The sequence below is a fragment of the Leisingera sp. ABD4_442 genome, assembly GCF_056160905.1.
Genome location: NZ_JBSWYB010000036.1, coordinates 30041 through 47869, shown reverse-complemented (window position 1 = coordinate 47869; position 17829 = coordinate 30041). Strand labels below are relative to the sequence as shown.

Below are 17829 nucleotides of genomic sequence, written 5' to 3'. Positions count from 1 at the left end.
GGGCAGCGCAGCTGACCGCCGCGCCTGCGCCCGGATCGGATCGCTGCGCGATCCGATCCGCCGGTCAAACCGGCGTGATACTGGACTTCAGAAAGGAACGTCGTCGGTGGCAGTCACGAATTTGGCCACCACTTTCTTGGGGCCTGCCTTCTCAAAATCCACTTCCAGCTTGTCGCCTTCGATCCCGGTGATGGCGCCATAGCCGAATTTCTGGTGGAACACCCGCTCCCCCAAGGTGAAGCTGGAGGTGGCGGTGAGGTCGATCACCGTGTTCTTGCTCTCCTTGGGCTGAGACATGCCGTATTGCCCTGCGCGGGCCTGCATCCGCTTCCAGCCCGGGGAATTGTAGCCGTCGGCCTGGGCTACCCTCTCGTCGATCGTCGAGCGGACCTGCCCCGCTCCGGGGGCCGCCGCGCCATAGCCGCCGCCGTAGAGGCCCGGCGGGGTCAGCACCTCGACGTGCTCTTCGGGCAGCTCATCAATGAAGCGCGAGGGCAGCTGCGACTGCCACTGGCCGAAGACCCGGCGGTTGCCGGCAAAGGAAATGGTGCAGATCTGCTCTGCCCTTGTGATGCCCACATAGGCCAGCCTGCGCTCTTCCTCGAGCCCTTTGAGGCCGCTTTCATCCATCGAGCGCTGCGAGGGGAACAGCCCGTCCTCCCAGCCCGGCAGGAATACCGCAGGGAACTCCAGCCCTTTGGCGGCGTGCAGGGTCATGATCGAGACCTTCTCGTCCGCGTCCTGCTTGTCATTGTCCATCACCAGGCTGACGTGTTCGAGGAAGCCCTGCAGGTTCTCGAAGCTTTCCAGCGCCTTCACCAGTTCTTTGAGGTTTTCCAGCCGGCCCGGCGAATCCGGGTTCTTGTCGTTCTGCCACATGGTGGTGTAGCCGCTCTCATCCAAGATGATTTCGGCCAGTTCCATATGGGTCATGTCCGCGTCGCCCGCCATATGGCCCCAGCGGGCGATGCCCTCAACCAGCTGGCGCAGGGCGCCGCCGCCCTTGCCCTTAATCTGGCCCGACTCGACCGCCAGCCGGGCACCCTCCACCAGCGAGACGCCGTTTTCGCGGGCAATGCCCTGGATGGTCTGTTGCGCCTTGTCGCCGAGGCCGCGCTTGGGGGTGTTGACGATGCGTTCAAACGCCAGGTCGTCGTCGGGCGAGACAACAACACGGAAATAGGCCATGGCATCGCGGATCTCCATCCGCTCATAGAACCGCGGGCCGCCGATAACGCGGTACGGCAGGCCGATGGTCAGGAAGCGGTCCTCAAACGCGCGCATCTGGTGGGAGGCACGGACTAGGATGGCCATGCTGTTGAGGCCGATAGGCCGCTGGCCGCGGGTGCCGCGCTGCATCGCCTCGATTTCCTCGCCGATCCAGCGAGCTTCTTCCTCGCCGTCCCAATGGCCGATCAGCCGGACCTTTTCGCCGTCGCCGGCATCGGTCCACAGCTCCTTGCCCAAGCGGCCGGCATTGCCGCGGATCACGTTGGAGGCGGCGGCCAGGATATGGCCGGTGGAACGGTAGTTCTGCTCCAGCCGCACCACCATGGCGCCGGGGAAATCCTTTTCGAACCGCAGGATGTTGCCGACCTCGGCGCCGCGCCAGCCATAGATCGACTGATCGTCGTCGCCAACGCAGCAGACGTTCTTGTGCGCGCCGGCCAGGAGCCGCAGCCATAGGTACTGGGCAACGTTGGTATCCTGGTATTCATCCACCATGATGTAACGGAACCAGCGCTGGTATTGCTCCAGCACGTCCGGATGGTTCTGGAAGATCGTCACCATGTGCAGGAGCAGATCGCCGAAATCCACCGCGTTCAGCTCACGCAGGCGGGTCTGGTACTGGGCGTAGAATTCGGTGCCGCGGCCGTTGTAGGCGCTGGCGTCGGCAACCGGCACCTTCTCCGGCGTCAGGGCGCGGTTTTTCCAGTCGTCAATGATGTTTGCCAGCATCCGCGCGGGCCAGCGCTTGTCGTCGATGCCCGCGGCCTGGATCAGCTGCTTCAAAAGCCGGATCTGGTCGTCGGTGTCAAGAATGGTGAAATTCGATTTCAACCCGGCCAATTCGGCATGGCGGCGCAGCAGTTTCACGCAGATCGAGTGGAAAGTGCCGAGCCAGGGCATCCCCTCGACCGCCTGGCCGAGCATGCCCGCCACCCGCTCCTTCATCTCGCGGGCGGCCTTGTTGGTGAAGGTGACCGACAGAATCTCATTCGGGCGGGCGCGGCCAGTGCTGAGGAGATGCACGATGCGGGTGGTCAGCGCCTTGGTTTTGCCGGTGCCGGCGCCGGCCAGCATCAGCACAGGGCCGTCGAGGCATTCCACCGCCTCCCGCTGGGCGGGGTTCAGCGTGTCCAGATAGGGCATCGGCCGCGCTGCCATGGCGCGGGACGACAGCGATGCGCCCTCAAAGGCGTCCATTTCGTCAAAACTGCTCATGGCCGTGATCCTAGCGTGATTCAGGTCCGGCGGAAAGAGGACGTTCACAGTCTGTTCACCTGCTGGGCGCGCACCCCGCAAGGCCCGGGCCGAAGCAGGTTAAAGCGCGGGCAGCAAAGAAAAATCCCTTCCTGCTTACGGCGGGTTAACGGTCCTGAAAGCAATCCTGTCTACGTTCGCGGAGACACACCGCCACCTTAATATTCATTACTTTAGGCGCAGGAATATGCAAAAAAATTTCAGATCCAGCCTTGCTGAGAAGATCCGCAGCATGTCGCTGATCTTTGTCCTGATTGCGGCAGCTTCCGCATCGGCATGGGCCGTTTTTGCGGTGCCGGAGCCGATCGTGGACCGGATGATTGAAAACGACCTGCGCAAACAGTCGGAGCATTGGCAGCGCCGGGTTGTCTTGCATATGACCAATGTCGAGACCGCCTTTGAGGACGGGCTGATCCAGCCCGAAGACGCCCGGGACCTGCTGCTGCTGCCGGATGAAACGGACGTATTCCGGTTCCGGCTGCTGACCTCCGAGGGGGAGATTTTCTGGTCCACCCGCAGCGATGAGATCGGCGAGTATGAGACCAACGCCTTTTTCAGCACGCAGGTGGCCCGCGGCGAGGTTTATTACATGCATGAGCCATTGCCCGCCTATGAGGTGGACGGGTTCCCGCTGCAATCCAACGGGTTTGACAGCAGCATCAGGCGCGAGGTTGCGCAGCTTTACGTGCCGCTGGTTCACAACGGGCATTTTGACGGCGCGATTGATTTCTACACCGACATCACCGACCTGCGCGACACGTTCATCCGCCGTGCCCGGCTGTCGCTGATTGTTCTGACCTCCATTGCGCTGCTGGCGATGACCGTGGCGGTTTATGTGGTGTTCCGGACCAACCGGTTCAGCATGAACCAGATGCGGCAGCGCAACGAAAAGGAGCGTGACATCCTGGACGAGCAGCTGCGGCTGGCACGGGAGGTGCAGCTGCTGGGGGAACTGAATGAATGGCTGCAGTCGAGCCGCTCTTTGGATGAGCTGTTTGACATGGTTGCCCGCTTCATGACCCATATCCTGCCGACCGCAGAAGGCAGCGTCTATGTTTATTCCAACTCCCGCGATGTACTGGACGGCTGTGCCAGCTGGAACGGCGGCAGCCACAAGGATCATATCCACCCTGAGGAATGCTGGGGCCTGCGCCGGGGCCGCACCTATGAGTTCGGCACATCTGAGATTGATTTTGTCTGCGAGCACGCGGAGCCGCATGACGGGCGCAGCTACTATTGCTTTCCGATTCTGGCCCATGGCGAGACTGTCGGCCTGATGCATTTGCGGGCGATCAAGGACAACTGCCCGGAGTTTGTGTCGAGCAAGAAACTGGCGCAGATGTGCGCGGAGCAGATCTCAATGGCGATTGCCAATGTGCGGATGCGCGACCAGCTGCACGACCAGTCGGTGCGCGACCCGCTGACCGGGCTTTTCAACCGCCGCCACATGACCGAAAGCCTGCGCAAATTCGTGGCCGCGAGCCAGAATAACGGCAAGCCGCTGAGTGTGGTGTCGATCGACGTCGACCATTTCAAGAAGTTCAACGACAACCACGGCCATGATGCCGGCGACATGGTTCTGCGCGCGGTTGGCGCTGCGATGGAGCAGGCTTGCGACGGCGATGAAGTGGCCTGCCGCCCGGGCGGCGAGGAATTTGCGCTGCTCTTGCCCGGCGTGAGCCCGGTGGATGCGGTCACCAAGGCGGAACTGCTGCGGCAGGTGATCGAGGACGTGGTTGTCCGCTATGGCGAAAAGGCGCTGCCGCGGATCTCTATCTCGCTTGGTGTGGCCCACTACCCCGCCCATGGCACCATGCCGCAGGACCTGCTGCGGGCATCCGATGCAGCGCTTTATGAAGCCAAGGCCAAGGGCCGCAACCAGGTTTGCATTGCCGAAGGCGCCATGCCTGAACCGCGCGGCCCGGCGGTGCAGCCGGACGGCGCGGGAAGCACCGGGGAGGACGGACCGGGCAGCAGCCAGGGCGAAGCGGCCTGAACCGCCGCCGCCGGCGGCGCGCCATGCCAGGGCGCAAGCGCGGGCAAGAAGACGGGCAAAGAGCCAGCGCTTTTCCTTGCACATCCGCGCCCGCCGCGTACCAATGCCTGCATGGATTTGCATCAGCGATACCCGGGGCTTGGCGATCTGAAGCACCGCGCCAGGCGGCGGCTGCCGCATTTCGTCTGGGAGTATCTGGACAGCGGCACCGGCACTGAGGCCGCCAAGGCGCAGAACCGGGCCGGGCTGGACCGGATCGGTATGCTGCCCTCGGTGCTGCACGGGCCGCTGGAGACCGATCTGTCTGTGAACCTCCTGGGAACCGTCCACGCCTGCCCCTTCGGCGTCGCCCCCGTGGGCATGTCGGGGCTGATCTGGCCTGATGCAGAGGGCATTCTGGCGCGCAGCGCCGCGGCAGCGGGCATCCCCTATTGCCTGTCCACGGTGGCCAGCCAGTCGCCGGAAGATCTGGCGCCGCATCTGGGAAGGGACGCCTGGTTCCAGCTGTATCCGCCCAAGGATGAAACCATCCGCGCAGACCTGCTGGCACGGGCTCGGGATGCAGGCTTTGGCACGCTGGTGCTGACGGTGGATGTGCCGGTCGCCTCGCGCCGGGAACGGCAAGTGCGTTCGGGCCTGACCCAGCCGCCGCGGCTGACCCCGCGGCTTTTGGCGCAGATTGCACGGCGGCCTGCCTGGGCGCTGGGAATGGTACGGCAGGGCCTGCCGCATATGCGGACATTGGACAAATACGTCAGCGGCGCACAGGCCAACCTGCCGCCAACGGCGCATATCGGCTATCTGCTGCGCACCTCGCCCGGCTGGGAGTATGTGCATTGGCTGCGCCGCAACTGGGATGGGCCGTTTGTCGTCAAGGGTGTGCAGCGGGCCGAGGACGCCCGGCTGCTGCAGGAGGCCGGGGCCGATGCCATCTGGCTTTCGAACCATGGCGGGCGCCAATTCGACGGCTGCCCGCCCGCCATCAGCCTGCTGCCGGAAATCCGCGAGGCCGTTTCCGTGCCAGTGATCTTTGACAGCGGTATCGAGGGCGGGCTGGACATTCTGCGGGCGCTGGCGCTGGGGGCGGATTTCATCATGCTGGGCCGCGCCTTTCACTATGCGCTGGCCGCCCTGGGCAAGGCCGGACCGGCGCATCTGATCAGCCTTCTGGCCAAGGATCTGGAGTCCTGCATGGGTCAGCTAGGTATCGCCGGCCTGGACGGTCTCAGCTCAGTTGAGATACGCGCGCTGTAGGTGTCATGCGGTCTTTTCCAGCCGTTCGAAGGCGGCCAGGAAATCCCGCACCACCTGCCGCACTGCAGTTTCGCTGCCGCGGTCCGGGCTGTTGATCGGAATCAGGTTCTGCAGGGAAAACACGTGTTTGCGCACGCGTTCCGGCAGCATTTGCGGTTCGGAAAAGGCCATCCGCCACTCCGGGAACGCCCGCTCTGCCGCTGTTTCGCTCACCAGTACCCGGATATTGCCGTGGCGCGGGTCCGCGCTGATGCGGTGAAACAGCGCAGCCAGAGCCTCTGCCGGGCCTTCGATGACCTGCAGGAACCAGCCCCTGTGGCCGACCAGCATGCCGGTCACATCCACAGCAGCATTCGCTTCCTGTGCCTTTTTGACGATCCCGCCCAGCTCTGCGCTGGACATCCTGCGGGCGGACTGGCTGACGTAAATGATACGGTGCATGTTCACTCTCCTTTGCTGCTGGCCTGGCCGCAGCCAGGCGGTTTCAGCGGGCAAGCACTTGAAGCCGCGATTGAAATCAGTTTACCCGCCCGGCGGCCGCGCAGGGCCGCCGCAAAAGGACAGGCTACCGGTTCATTGGTTGCAGGCCAGGTCCGCTTTGCTGACCTAAAGTTGAGCCTCAGTGTCCAATGCGGCTGGCGCGCACCTCTTTGCACGCCGAAAATAAGGTGCAAACCGGACCTATTGTCCGTTACCAGCGGGATATTTCCGCCGCCTGGAATGTAACAGAATTGGAAAAACAGGCCGCTTGAGAGCGCAATCATGCCGGAAATACCCAGAACTACGGTTGTGCGGTTCGATAATATCCGCCTAACACTGCACCAACTTGCACGGACCCCGAGGGTGAAATGACCGACTTCAAAAAAATCCTGATTGCCAACCGTGGCGAGATCGCGATCCGCGTGATGCGCGCAGCCAACGAAATGGGCAAACGCACCGTCGCCGTCTATGCCGAGGAAGACAAGCTCGGCCTGCACCGGTTCAAGGCTGACGAGGCCTACCGGATCGGCGAAGGCATGGGCCCGGTGGCGGCCTATCTGTCGATCGAAGAGATCATCCGCGTCGCCAAGGAAAGCGGTGCTGATGCGATCCACCCCGGTTACGGCCTGTTGTCGGAGAACCCGGACTTCGTGGATGCCTGCGCCCGCAACGGCATCACCTTTATCGGCCCCAAGGCCGAAACCATGCGCGCCCTTGGCGACAAGGCCTCTGCCCGCAAGGTGGCGATTGCCGCTGGCGTTCCGGTCATTCCGGCGACCGAAGTGCTGGGCGACGACATGGACGCGATCCGCAAGGAAGCAGCTGAGATTGGCTACCCGCTGATGCTGAAGGCCTCCTGGGGCGGTGGCGGCCGCGGCATGCGTCCGATCCACGCTGATAAAGAGCTGGAAGAGAAAGTGCTGGAAGGCCGCCGCGAAGCGGAAGCCGCCTTTGGCAACGGCGAGGGCTACCTGGAGAAGATGATCACCCGCGCCCGCCACGTCGAGGTTCAGATCCTGGGCGACAAGCACGGCGAGATCTATCACCTCTATGAACGGGATTGCTCGGTTCAGCGCCGCAACCAGAAAGTGGTCGAGCGCGCCCCTGCCCCGTACCTGAGCGAAGAACAGCGTGCGGAACTGTGCGATCTCGGCCGCAAGATCTGCCAGCATGTGAACTATGAATGCGCGGGCACCGTCGAATTCCTGATGGATATGAACGACGGCAAGTTCTACTTCATCGAAGTGAACCCGCGGGTGCAGGTGGAGCATACCGTGACCGAAGAGGTCACCGGCATCGACATCGTGCAGGCGCAGATCCTGATCGCCGAAGGCAAGACCATTGCCGAGGCCACCGGCAAGGCCGGGCAGGACGACATCCGCCTCAACGGCCACGCGCTGCAGACTCGTGTGACCACCGAGGATCCGCTCAATAACTTCATCCCGGACTACGGCCGCATCACCGCCTACCGCTCGGCCACCGGCATGGGCATCCGCCTGGACGGCGGCACCGCTTATGCAGGCGGCGTAATCACCCGTTACTATGACTCGCTTCTGACCAAAGTGACCGCCTGGGCGCCGACGCCCGAGAAGGCGATTGCCCGCATGGACCGTGCGCTGCGCGAATTCCGGGTGCGCGGTGTTTCCACCAACATCGCGTTCGTTGAGAACCTGCTGAAACACCCAACCTTCCTGTCGAATGAATACACCACCAAGTTCATCGACGAGACCCCGGACCTGTTCAGCTTCAAGAAGCGGCGCGACCGCGGCACCAAGGTGCTGACCTATATCGCCGACATCACCGTGAACGGCCACCCGGAGACCGAAGGCCGCGCAGCCCCCGCTGCCGACCTGAAGGAGCCGCGCGCACCGCACGCCGAGCCGGGCAACCTGCCCTATGGCACCCGCAACCTGCTGGAGCAAAAAGGCGCCCAGGCTGTTGCCGACTGGATGAAGGCGCAGCGCCAGCTGCTGCTCACCGACACCACCATGCGCGACGGCCACCAGTCGCTGCTCGCGACCCGGATGCGCTCAATCGACATGATCAAAGTGGCGCCGGCCTATGCGCAGCATCTGAACCAGCTGTTCTCGGTTGAATGCTGGGGCGGTGCGACCTTTGACGTGGCCTACCGCTTCCTGCAGGAATGCCCCTGGCAGCGCTTGCGCGACCTGCGCGAGCGGATGCCGAACCTGATGACCCAGATGCTGCTGCGCGCCTCCAACGGGGTGGGCTACACCAACTATCCCGACAACGTGGTGCAGGAGTTTGTGCGTCAGGCGGCGGAGACCGGTGTGGACGTGTTCCGTGTGTTCGACTCGCTGAACTGGGTTGAGAACATGCGCGTTGCCATGGATGCGGTGGTCGAAAGCGGCAAGGTCTGCGAAGGCACCGTCTGCTATACCGGCGACATCCTGGATCCGAACCGCTCCAAATACGACCTGAAATACTATGTTGGCATGGCTAAGGAGATGGAGGCCGCGGGCGCCCATATCCTGGGCCTGAAGGACATGGCGGGTCTGCTGAAGCCTGCCTCGGCGCGGGTGCTGATCAAGGCGTTGAAGGAAGAGGTCGGCCTGCCGGTCCACTTCCACACCCACGACACCTCCGGCATTGCCGGCGCCACCATCCTGGCGGCAGCGGATGCGGGCGTTGATGCGGTGGATGCAGCCATGGATGCGTTCTCGGGCGGCACCTCGCAGCCCTGCCTGGGCTCGATTGTCGAGGGCCTGCGCAACACCGACCGCGACACTGGCATCGAAATCGCCAAGGTGCGCGAGATCTCAGGCTACTGGGAGCAGGTGCGCGGCCAGTATGCGGCGTTCGAAAGCGGCCTGCAGGCGCCGGCCTCCGAGGTTTACCTGCACGAGATGCCGGGCGGCCAGTTCACCAACCTGAAGGCGCAGGCGCGCTCGCTGGGCTTGGAAGAGAAATGGGCCGACGTGGCGCAGACCTATGCCGATGTGAACCAGATGTTCGGCGACATCGTGAAAGTGACGCCCTCATCCAAGGTTGTTGGCGACATGGCGCTGATGATGGTCAGCCAGGGCCTGACCCGCGACGAGGTGGAGAGCCCGGAAACGGACGTAGCCTTCCCCGACTCGGTGGTCGATATGATGCGCGGCAACCTGGGCCAGCCCCCGGGCGGCTTCCCGGAGAGCATCGTCAGCAAGGTTCTGAAGGGCGAAGCGCCCAACACCGAACGCCCCGGCGCGCATCTGGAGCCGGTCGACCTGGAAGCAGTGCGTGCGGATCTGTCCAAGCAGCTGGAAGGCTTCAAGGTCGATGATGAGGACCTGAACGGCTACCTGATGTATCCGAAGGTGTTCCTGGACTACATGGGCCGCCACCGTCAGTACGGCCCAGTACGCGCCCTGCCGACCAAGACCTTCTTCTATGGCATGGAGCCGGGCGACGAGATCACTGCCGAGATCGATCCGGGCAAAACCTTGGAAATCCGTCTGCAGGCCGTGGGTGAAACGGACGAGAAGGGCGAGGTAAAGGTCTTCTTCGAGCTCAACGGCCAGCCGCGGGTGATCCGGGTGCCGAACCGCCTGGTGAAGGCCTCGACCGAGCAGCGTGCCAAGGCGGAAGCGGGCAATGCCAACCACGTTGGCGCGCCGATGCCGGGTGTAGTGGCCTCAGTCGCGGTACAGGCAGGCCAGCAGGTGCATGAAGGCGACATGCTGCTGACTATCGAAGCGATGAAGATGGAAACCGGCATCCACGCCGAGCGCGACGCGGTTGTGAAGGCCGTGCATGTCCAGGCGGGCGGTCAGATCGACGCCAAGGATCTGCTGATCGAGCTGGAATAAGCCGCAGAACCGGAAAGTTCAGGAAGGGCGCCCAGCCGGCTGGCGGGCGCCCTTTTCCTTTGCACTGGCGATGCGGAATTCTGCGAGAATTCCGGCCCGTTTCCCGGCGCGGAAAACAGGGGCGCCCCTCTGTGCATGACACCCGAAGATCCCCGCAGGGTTCTTGGCCCTTTCCCGCGCCGGGAAACGGGTGGTCACGTGCTGGAAACCTTAGTTTTCTGCAGCATCACGGCCTCAGCCGGACCGGCCCAGTTGTCTGTCCGCGCTGGCTTGCTATGCGCCAGCAATCCAAGGCCAATGGCTGCACCCAGGCATCCGATCCGCAGGAAATCCTTGCAAAGCATCCAGTCAATCTCCCCTGAAATTCCGATTTATGAACGGTGTTACGCGCGCGCCCCGATTCTCCGTCGCGGCCGGTGCAGATTTTTTTCTCCGCTTGCCGATTTTCCTCTTGCGGCCCGCGCGCCCAAGCCCTATTTCACCGCTCACCGGATGGCAGCGCGGGCGTAGCTCAGGGGTAGAGCATTACCTTGCCAAGGTAAGGGTCGTGAGTTCGAATCTCATCGCCCGCTCCATCGGGAAACGGACAGGCCGCCCTTCGGGGCGGCCTTTCGTTTTTCAGCATTTCCGCATAGTCTGACCCGGTGCAGAAAACCTTGTGCGGAATCGCTTTACCGCATAGGAACAGAGCAAGAACGCGAACGGACAGGCAGAGCAGAATGCTGACATCGGTAGAACTATGCGCAGGTGCGGGCGGCCAGGCCCTCGGTCTCGAGGCGGCGGGCTTTGACCACACGGCGCTGGTGGAGATCGACAAGCATTGCTGCGCCACCCTGCGCCACAACCGCCCCCAGTGGAACGTGCTGGAAGAGGACGTGCGCAAGTTCAAGGACGTGGCCGGTGACTATAAGGGCATCGACCTGCTGGCCGGCGGCCTGCCCTGCCCGCCGTTTTCCGTAGCCGGCAAGCAGCTGGGCGAGAAGGACGAGCGCAACCTGTTCGACGATGCGATCGAAATCGTGGATGCCACCCGCCCCCGCGCGGTAATGATCGAAAACGTGCGCGGCTTTCTGGATGCGGTTTTCTCCGACTACCGGGAGAAGCTGAAGAAGCAGCTCTCAAAGCTGGGGTATGAGACTGACTGGCGTTTGCTGAATGCCTCGGACTTTGGCGTGCCGCAGCTGCGGCCGCGGGTGGCGATTGTTGCCCTGCGTAAGGAATTTGCCGGCCAGTTCAACTGGCCCGAGCCGCTGCCGCACAATCCGCCGACCGTCGGGGCAACCCTGATAGATCTGATGAAGGAGCGCGGCTGGCGCGGCGCTGATGACTGGGCGGCCAAGGCAGATGAGATAGCGCCGACCATCGTTGGCGGCTCCAAGAAACATGGCGGCCCGGATCTGGGCCCGACCCGGGCGCGGCGCGCCTGGGCGGCTTTGGGCGTTGAAGGGCGCACCATCGCCAACGAGGCACCGGACCCGTTCCACAACGACATGCCGCGCCTGACGGTGCGGATGGTGGCGCGTATTCAGGGCTTCCCGGATGCCTGGCATTTCACCGGCGCCAAGACCAATGCCTACCGGCAAGTCGGCAACGCCTTCCCGCCGCCAGTGGCCGAGGCGGTGGCGCGCGAGCTGAAGGCGGCGATTGCCAAGCCGAACCTGCATGTTGTGCGGGCGTAGAGCCTCCCCCCTTTCACCTCCCCCTTCCATGACACACGGAGGGCAGCGCGCAACCGCGGGCGGAAGCGCAGCGCCCGCCCGTGGGGGCGGTTGGGCGCTGCCCGGCCTATCGGCCGGGCGGGACATCCAACAAAGTTCCTCTCCATGAAACAAAAGCTCCCTGACAGCCTGGTCCTGCCGGGCCATCCCGACTTCGGCCGCCTCTTCCCGCTGGCCGAAGAGATCGCCACCCGTGCGGGCGGCGCTTTAGCGCTGGAATACGATGTGCCGCAGATGCTGCGCCAATGCATCGACGATGTGATCATGACACCCAAGACCGGGCGGCGTGCCTACGAGGAATTGGAGAAGACTGAAAAGACCTATATCGGCACCCGGGTGGAGATCGAGCTGCGGGCACTGTTGAAACTGCGCAAAGGCCGGCTGGATACAGAGATCCTTGGCCAGGACGTGGACATCAAACACACCATGGGCAGCAACTGGATGATCCCCACCGAGGCACTGGACTGCGCTTGCCTGCTGGTCGCGGCGGATGAGGTACGGGCGCGCTGCTATCTGGGGCTGATCGTGGCCCGGCCGGAGCATTTGACCCAAGGCCAGAACAAGGATGCCAAGCGCAGCATTTCCGCCGAGGGGTTCCGCCATATCCTGTGGCTCTTGAAGGATCAGCCCTACCCCGCCAATTTCTGGCGCACCGCGGATGAGGCGGCGGTGGAGCAGATCTTTGCAGGAGAGACCGGCAACGAGCGCATGGCGCGTCTATTCCGGCTGATCCAGGGCCGCTCGGTTCCCCGCGACGTGGTGGAGGCGGTGGCGCAGCAAAAGGACTTCATGCGCCGGATCCGCGCTGATGGCGGCCACGGCACCCGGGACATTCTGGCGCGCGAGCAGATCGTACTGCTGGAGGGGCAGAAGGATGCCCAGCTGATCAAAGCGCTGGGGCTGCCGCCCTGCCCGGCCAGCGCCTTTGTTTCCTGCCGGATTGAAAGCGGCTACCATGCCCGCATGGTGGAACAATCCAGGCACCATGTGGAATGGCCGACACCCTGACACCGGAACGGCGCAGTGCCAATATGGCCAAGATCCGCGCCAAGCACACCAAGCCGGAGATGCTGGTGCGGCGGCTGGTGCATGGGATGGGCTACCGCTACCGGCTGCACCGCAAGGACCTGCCCGGCAAACCCGATCTGGTGTTTGGGCCGCGGCGCAAGGTGATATTCGTACACGGCTGTTTCTGGCATCTCCATACCTGCCGCGACGGGCGCATCCCGGCCAGCCGCCGCGACTACTGGGAGCCGAAGCTGCGGCGCAATGTCGAGCGCGATACGGAGCATCTGGCCGCGCTGCAGGACGCGGGCTGGCAGGTGCTGACCATCTGGGAATGCGAGACCAAAGATATTGCTGCACTGGAAGTCCGCCTCACGGAGTTCCTCAAAACGGAGGAATAACGCTTATCCACAGATACTTGCGCAGTTTCGAAAATTTCCTCTTGCGGCTTGATTGGGAAAATCCTAAACACCGCCTCACCGAATGGCAGCGCGGGCGTAGCTCAGGGGTAGAGCATTACCTTGCCAAGGTAAGGGTCGTGAGTTCGAATCTCATCGCCCGCTCCATTCGAAAGCGGAAAAGGCCGTCCTCCGGGGCGGCCTTTCGCTTTTGTGCATCACAGCATCGGCGGCTTTTTCTTCACCGGACCGTCATTTTCCGCTTGCGGCCCGCGCCTGGATTTCCTATTCACCGCGTCACCGGATGGCAGCGCGGGCGTAGCTCAGGGGTAGAGCATTACCTTGCCAAGGTAAGGGTCGTGAGTTCGAATCTCATCGCCCGCTCCATCGGGAAACGGACAGGCCGCCCTTCGGGGCGGCCTTTCGCTTTTTCCAATCCTGCGCCATGAATATGATCAAATTCCTTTTGACGCAGCTGTGCTTTCCCGCCAATGCTGGGCGCAACAGCGATTCCGCCCCTCCCGGCGGACCATTGGAGGAGTTTGGCCATGGCCCCAGTCATCTATCCCACTACCAATTTCACCGCGACCGAGCAGCTGTGCCTGGACCGCGGCGAAGGCATCTATGTCTATGACACGAAGGGCAACAAATACATCGAGGGGCTGGCCGGCCTGTGGTGCACCTCTCTGGGTTACAGCAATACCGAGGTGATGGACGCGATCACCGAACAGCTGCACAAGCTGCCGTTCTCGCACACCTTTGGCGGCAAGACCCATGAACCGATCATGGAACTGGCCGAGAAGCTGAAGGCGATGGTGCCGGTGGAGGATGCCTATATCTTCTTTGGCAACTCCGGATCCGACGCCAATGACACCCACTACAAGATGCTGCGCTATTACTTCAACGCCATCGGCAAGCCGGAGAAGCGCAAGATCATCACCCGGGAGCGCGGTTATCACGGGGTGACAGTGGCGGCTGGCTCTCTAACCTCGCTGCCTGCAAACCTGGCCCATTTCGACGCACCGCTGGAGGCGCTGTCGATCCTGCGCTCGGATTCACCGCATTACTACACCGGCCGCCAGGGCAACGAGACCGAAGAGCAGTTCGTCGACCGGATCATCAATAACCTGGAACAACAGATCCTGGCGGAAGACCCGGATACAATTGCGGCGATGATTGTCGAGCCGATCACCGGCGCCTCCGGTGTGATCGTGCCGCCGGAGGGCTATTACGAGAAGCTGCAGGCGCTATTGCGCAAGCATGGCATTCTGGTCTGGGCGGATGAGGTGATCTGCGGTTTTGGCCGCACCGGGGCTGATTTCGGCTGTACCACCATGGGCATCAAGCCGGACCTGATGACCTTTGCCAAGCAGCTGAGCTCAGCCTATTTCCCGATCTCGGCCTCGGTCATTCCGGGATACATGTATGAGGCAATGATCGCCCAGACCAATGAGGTTGGCGTGTTCGGTCACGGCTATACCTATTCGGGCCACCCGGCGGCCTGTGCGGCGGCGCTGAAGACGCTGGAGATCTATGAGCGCGACAACCTGTTTGAGCACGCCGCCGAGGTGGGCGCCTATATGCAGGCGCAGCTGCGCGAGATCTTCACCGATCATCCGCTGGTCGGTGAGGTCCGCGGCAAGGGCCTGATCGCAGCGCTGGAGCTGGTATCGAACAAGACCACCGGCGCCAGCTTTGATAAGGGCGCGGCGGGGGCTGCTGCGCAGAAGGCCTGCGAGGCCAACGGGCTGATCATCCGGGCGGTTGCAGGCAATGCGGTGGCTCTGTGCCCGCCGATCATCATCACCAAGGATGAGGTCGATGACATGCTGGCGCGGATGAGGACCGCGATTGATGCGGCTTATGCGGAGCTGTGGGACAAGGGGCTGATTGCACAGTAAGCCCGGCGGAAAAGATGCGCCGCAGTGGAGCGATGAAACTTTGCGGCGCATTTTCCCCGTGAATTGCAGCCAGGGAGCAGTGAACACCTAATCATTCAAATCAAAAGGTGTTCCATGGTAAAATTTGTCGTCAATGGAAATACGCGAACGGATCAGGCCGGCGGCGGCCTGGGCTGGCTGTCCTTTCAGTTTCAGCTGGGGGCAAGCGTCACCGGCACGTCCAGCACGGGGTTTTCGCTGGTCCGGGACATTTCCACCCCCATCCCCGGCGCCCCTCCGATCCCCGATCCCGCACCGGATGTCTACAGCGGCACCGATCTGCAATTCACCGATATCACCCTGTTCGGCACAACACTGGCAACGCCCAGCAGCGGGCTGATCACCGATGTAACCGAAACCGGGGCGGATTTCACCTCAACCGCGACAGGGCTGAATATCGACGCCGCCGATTTTTTCCGGGTCTCGGCCACGGAAAGCAACCGGGACAACGTCCAGCTTCTGAAGCAGGTGTTCAGCGGGCGGGATGAATTTCAGGGCGGCGGCAAACGCGACAAGTTCAATGGCTTTGGCGGGAACGACAAGATTGACGGGCGGCAGGGCAATGACAAGCTGTGGGGCGGCGGCGGCAGGGACAAGATCCTTGGCGGCAGAGGCGCTGACAGCCTGATCGGAGGCGGCGGCCGCGACACGCTGTCGGGCGGCAAGGGCGATGACACGCTGGTTGGATCCGCGGGGAATGACCGTTTGACTGGCGGCGGCGGGGACGACCGGCTGGAAGGCGGAAAGGGCAACGATATCCTGCGCGGCCAGTCCGGCCGGGACGTGTTTGTCTTCAATGGCGGCAATCTGGGCAGCGACACCATCGAGAATTGGTCCGATGGCAAGGACCGGATCGAAATCGACTATCATGGCGTCACCAGTTTTGCCGATCTGACGCTAACCTCGGACGGGAATGATCTGGAAATCACCTACGGCAGCACCAGCATTCTCATCCTCGGAGGCAGCAACGTTCCAATCGACGCCTCCGATTTCATCTTTTGATTGCTCTCCCCTCCCGCTTGTTCGGGGCGGGAGGGGGCAGCCGTCAAAACACCTTGTAGGTCATCGTGGTCAGCGACCGTTCGATCCCATCGATTTGCAGCAGCTGGTCATTGATAAATTTGCCGACGTCTTCACCTGAGGGGATGTAGAGCTTCATCAAGAGGTCAAAGTTGCCGCTGGTGGAATAAAGCTCGGAGTGGATTTCGCGCAGGGCGATTTCCTCGGCCACCTTGTAAGTGGTGCCGGGCTTGCAGCGGATCTGGACAAAGACGCAGGTGGACATGGGCGGCCCTTTTGAATGGTCACGGAATTTCGCCAAGCTCGCACGCGGCGCAGGCAGGCGCAAGAGACCGGGATCATGCCTGGATTGCTGCAACAGGTTGCCCCCATGCACAATGCCGCACTTGAGCCATGCCCCCTGCCCGCCCTATAAGCGCCCAGGCAGAATTTGAATTCCTGCAGCATGACGAAGGATAAGCCGCTGATGCGTACCGCCAAAGTGACCCGCAAGACCGCGGAAACCGATATCTCGGTTGAGATCAACCTGGATGGCACCGGGGTCTATGACAACCAGACCGGGGTTGGCTTTTTCGACCATATGCTGGACCAGCTGGCGCGCCATTCGCTGATTGACATGACCATCCGCGCCAAGGGCGATTACCACATCGACGACCACCACACGGTGGAGGACACCGGCATCGCGCTGGGTCAGGCGCTGGTGCAGGCGCTGGGGGACAAGAAGGGCATCCGCCGCTATGGCGAGTGCCACCTGCCGATGGACGACACCCAGGTGCGCTGTGCGCTGGACCTGTCGGCGCGCCCCTTCCTGATATGGAATGTGGAGCTGCCGACCCAGAAGATAGGCACGTTTGACACTGAGCTGGTGCGGGAGTTTTTCCAGGCGCTCAGCACTCACGGCGGCATCACCCTGCACATCGACCAGCTGCACGGGTTCAACAGCCACCACATCGCCGAGGCGGCCTTCAAGGCGGTCGCCCGTGCGTTGCGGCTGGCAGTGGAGACCGATCCGCGCAAGGCGGATGCGATCCCGTCGACCAAGGGCGCACTCTAAGATGCTGACCGCGATTATCGACTACGATTCCGGCAACCTGCACTCTGCCGAGAAAGCCTTTCAGCGCATGGCGCGGGAGATGGACGCGGGCGAGGTCGTGGTGACCTCTGACGCCGATGTGGTGGCCCGCGCCGACCGGCTGGTGCTGCCCGGCGATGGTGCCTTTCCGGCTTGCGCGGCGGAGCTGCGCGGCCACAAGGGCATCTATGACGCCATGGTCGAAGCGGTGGAGCAGAAGGGCCGTCCGTTCCTGGGCATCTGCGTCGGCATGCAGCTGATGGCGACCACCGGGCATGAGTATGAAGAGACACCGGGCCTCGGCTGGGTTGGCGGCGATGTGGTGAAGATCGAACCCGCGGATGCGTCGCTGAAGGTGCCGCATATGGGCTGGAACGATCTGGTGATCGACCATGCGCACCCGGTCTTTGACGGCATCCAAAGCGGCGATCACGTGTATTTCGTGCACTCCTACCATTTCCGCGTGGCAAACCCGGCGGAGCGGCTGGCGCATGTGGATTACGCCGGAGATGTCACGGCTGTCATTGGCCGGGACACGATGCTGGGCATGCAGTTCCACCCGGAGAAAAGCCAGGCCACGGGCCTGAGAATGATCGGCAACTTCCTGACCTGGAAACCGTAAGGGGACGGCGCTGAAGCGCCGTTGCCTC

The 17829-nt window shown here is 62.8% G+C and carries 13 protein-coding genes and 3 tRNA genes; 13 read left to right on the top strand and 3 right to left on the bottom strand.

What is annotated here, in order from left to right; all coding sequences use genetic code 11:
• Positions 1 to 87: 87 nt before the first annotated feature.
• On the bottom strand, positions 88 to 2445 hold the full coding sequence (locus ACXAHG_RS19765; RefSeq protein ID WP_475060070.1) for an ATP-dependent helicase: 2358 nt from the start codon (positions 2443 to 2445) through the stop codon (positions 88 to 90).
• A 226-nt stretch (positions 2446 to 2671) separates the two neighbouring features.
• Between ACXAHG_RS19765 and ACXAHG_RS19760 the strand changes: the two genes are divergently transcribed.
• On the top strand, positions 2672 to 4480 hold the full coding sequence (locus tag ACXAHG_RS19760) for a sensor domain-containing diguanylate cyclase (protein WP_475044237.1): 1809 nt from the start codon (positions 2672 to 2674) through the stop codon (positions 4478 to 4480).
• 111 nt (positions 4481 to 4591) lie between these two features.
• Positions 4592 to 5734 carry an alpha-hydroxy acid oxidase gene (locus ACXAHG_RS19755; protein WP_475060067.1) on the top strand — a complete coding sequence of 381 codons (1143 nt, stop codon included), beginning with the start codon at positions 4592 to 4594 and terminating at the stop codon, positions 5732 to 5734.
• Between the two features lie 3 nt (positions 5735 to 5737).
• On the opposite strand, the gene ACXAHG_RS19750 is transcribed toward ACXAHG_RS19755, so the two are convergent.
• The gene (locus ACXAHG_RS19750) at positions 5738 to 6175 is read right to left on the bottom strand and encodes a BLUF domain-containing protein (RefSeq protein ID WP_475060064.1); all 438 of its coding nucleotides are present in this window, start codon (positions 6173 to 6175) and stop codon (positions 5738 to 5740) included.
• A 407-nt stretch (positions 6176 to 6582) separates the two neighbouring features.
• On the opposite strand from ACXAHG_RS19750, the gene ACXAHG_RS19745 reads away from it, so the two are divergent.
• The 9 genes from ACXAHG_RS19745 to ACXAHG_RS19705 all read left to right on the top strand — a co-directional run bounded on the left by ACXAHG_RS19745 (position 6583) and on the right by ACXAHG_RS19705 (position 16089).
• The gene (locus tag ACXAHG_RS19745) at positions 6583 to 10026 is read left to right on the top strand and encodes a pyruvate carboxylase (RefSeq protein WP_475060062.1); all 3444 of its coding nucleotides are present in this window, start codon (positions 6583 to 6585) and stop codon (positions 10024 to 10026) included.
• A gap of 500 nt (positions 10027 to 10526) precedes the next feature.
• Positions 10527 to 10601 (top strand) — tRNA-Gly (locus ACXAHG_RS19740).
• A 144-nt stretch (positions 10602 to 10745) separates the two neighbouring features.
• A complete protein-coding gene (locus ACXAHG_RS19735; protein WP_475044245.1) occupies positions 10746 to 11705 on the top strand; it encodes a DNA cytosine methyltransferase in 960 nt (319 codons plus the stop codon).
• A 144-nt stretch (positions 11706 to 11849) separates the two neighbouring features.
• Positions 11850 to 12752, top strand: a complete 903-nt coding sequence (locus ACXAHG_RS19730) for a NaeI family type II restriction endonuclease (protein WP_475044247.1) — start codon at positions 11850 to 11852, stop codon at positions 12750 to 12752.
• Positions 12737 to 13150, top strand: a complete 414-nt coding sequence (locus ACXAHG_RS19725) for a very short patch repair endonuclease (protein WP_475044249.1) — start codon at positions 12737 to 12739, stop codon at positions 13148 to 13150. Before ACXAHG_RS19730 ends, ACXAHG_RS19725 begins: the two co-directional genes overlap by 16 nt.
• Before the next feature lie 90 nt (positions 13151 to 13240).
• A tRNA-Gly gene (locus ACXAHG_RS19720) sits at positions 13241 to 13315 on the top strand.
• A 144-nt stretch (positions 13316 to 13459) separates the two neighbouring features.
• Positions 13460 to 13534: transfer RNA gene (locus ACXAHG_RS19715), tRNA-Gly, on the top strand.
• 161 nt (positions 13535 to 13695) lie between these two features.
• Positions 13696 to 15048: an aminotransferase gene (locus tag ACXAHG_RS19710; RefSeq protein WP_475060059.1), complete on the top strand. Its 1353-nt coding sequence runs from the start codon at positions 13696 to 13698 to the stop codon at positions 15046 to 15048.
• A gap of 114 nt (positions 15049 to 15162) precedes the next feature.
• Positions 15163 to 16089, top strand: coding sequence for a calcium-binding protein (locus ACXAHG_RS19705; protein WP_475044253.1), 927 nt, complete (start codon positions 15163 to 15165; stop codon positions 16087 to 16089).
• Between the two features lie 43 nt (positions 16090 to 16132).
• On the opposite strand, the gene ACXAHG_RS19700 is transcribed toward ACXAHG_RS19705, so the two are convergent.
• The gene (locus ACXAHG_RS19700; RefSeq protein ID WP_475044255.1) at positions 16133 to 16372 is read right to left on the bottom strand and encodes an Lrp/AsnC family transcriptional regulator; all 240 of its coding nucleotides are present in this window, start codon (positions 16370 to 16372) and stop codon (positions 16133 to 16135) included.
• A 201-nt stretch (positions 16373 to 16573) separates the two neighbouring features.
• Here ACXAHG_RS19700 and hisB point away from each other — a divergent pair, with 201 nt between their 5' ends.
• Positions 16574 to 17161, top strand: a complete 588-nt coding sequence (gene hisB / locus ACXAHG_RS19695; RefSeq protein WP_475044257.1) for an imidazoleglycerol-phosphate dehydratase HisB — start codon at positions 16574 to 16576, stop codon at positions 17159 to 17161.
• 1 nt (position 17162) lies between these two features.
• Positions 17163 to 17801 carry an imidazole glycerol phosphate synthase subunit HisH gene (gene hisH / locus ACXAHG_RS19690; protein WP_475044259.1) on the top strand — a complete coding sequence of 213 codons (639 nt, stop codon included), beginning with the start codon at positions 17163 to 17165 and terminating at the stop codon, positions 17799 to 17801.
• The last annotated feature ends 28 nt before the right edge of the window (positions 17802 to 17829 follow it).

Excerpts from the sequence above, each read along its gene's own strand:
- ACXAHG_RS19735 (WP_475044245.1), top strand. The coding sequence starts at position 10,746 with ATGCTGACATCGGTAGAACTATGCGCAGGTGCGGGCGGCCAGGCCCTC.
- ACXAHG_RS19730 (WP_475044247.1), top strand. The coding sequence starts at position 11,850 with ATGAAACAAAAGCTCCCTGACAGCCTGGTCCTGCCGGGCCATCCCGAC.
- hisH (WP_475044259.1), top strand. The coding sequence starts at position 17,163 with ATGCTGACCGCGATTATCGACTACGATTCCGGCAACCTGCACTCTGCC.
- ACXAHG_RS19745 (WP_475060062.1), top strand. The coding sequence starts at position 6,583 with ATGACCGACTTCAAAAAAATCCTGATTGCCAACCGTGGCGAGATCGCG.
- ACXAHG_RS19760 (WP_475044237.1), top strand. The coding sequence starts at position 2,672 with ATGCAAAAAAATTTCAGATCCAGCCTTGCTGAGAAGATCCGCAGCATG.
- ACXAHG_RS19725 (WP_475044249.1), top strand. The coding sequence starts at position 12,737 with ATGGCCGACACCCTGACACCGGAACGGCGCAGTGCCAATATGGCCAAG.
- ACXAHG_RS19705 (WP_475044253.1), top strand. The coding sequence starts at position 15,163 with ATGGTAAAATTTGTCGTCAATGGAAATACGCGAACGGATCAGGCCGGC.
- ACXAHG_RS19700 (WP_475044255.1), bottom strand. The coding sequence starts at position 16,372 with ATGTCCACCTGCGTCTTTGTCCAGATCCGCTGCAAGCCCGGCACCACT.
- ACXAHG_RS19750 (WP_475060064.1), bottom strand. The coding sequence starts at position 6,175 with ATGCACCGTATCATTTACGTCAGCCAGTCCGCCCGCAGGATGTCCAGC.
- ACXAHG_RS19755 (WP_475060067.1), top strand. The coding sequence starts at position 4,592 with ATGGATTTGCATCAGCGATACCCGGGGCTTGGCGATCTGAAGCACCGC.
- ACXAHG_RS19710 (WP_475060059.1), top strand. The coding sequence starts at position 13,696 with ATGGCCCCAGTCATCTATCCCACTACCAATTTCACCGCGACCGAGCAG.
- hisB (WP_475044257.1), top strand. The coding sequence starts at position 16,574 with ATGCGTACCGCCAAAGTGACCCGCAAGACCGCGGAAACCGATATCTCG.
- ACXAHG_RS19765 (WP_475060070.1), bottom strand. The coding sequence starts at position 2,445 with ATGAGCAGTTTTGACGAAATGGACGCCTTTGAGGGCGCATCGCTGTCG.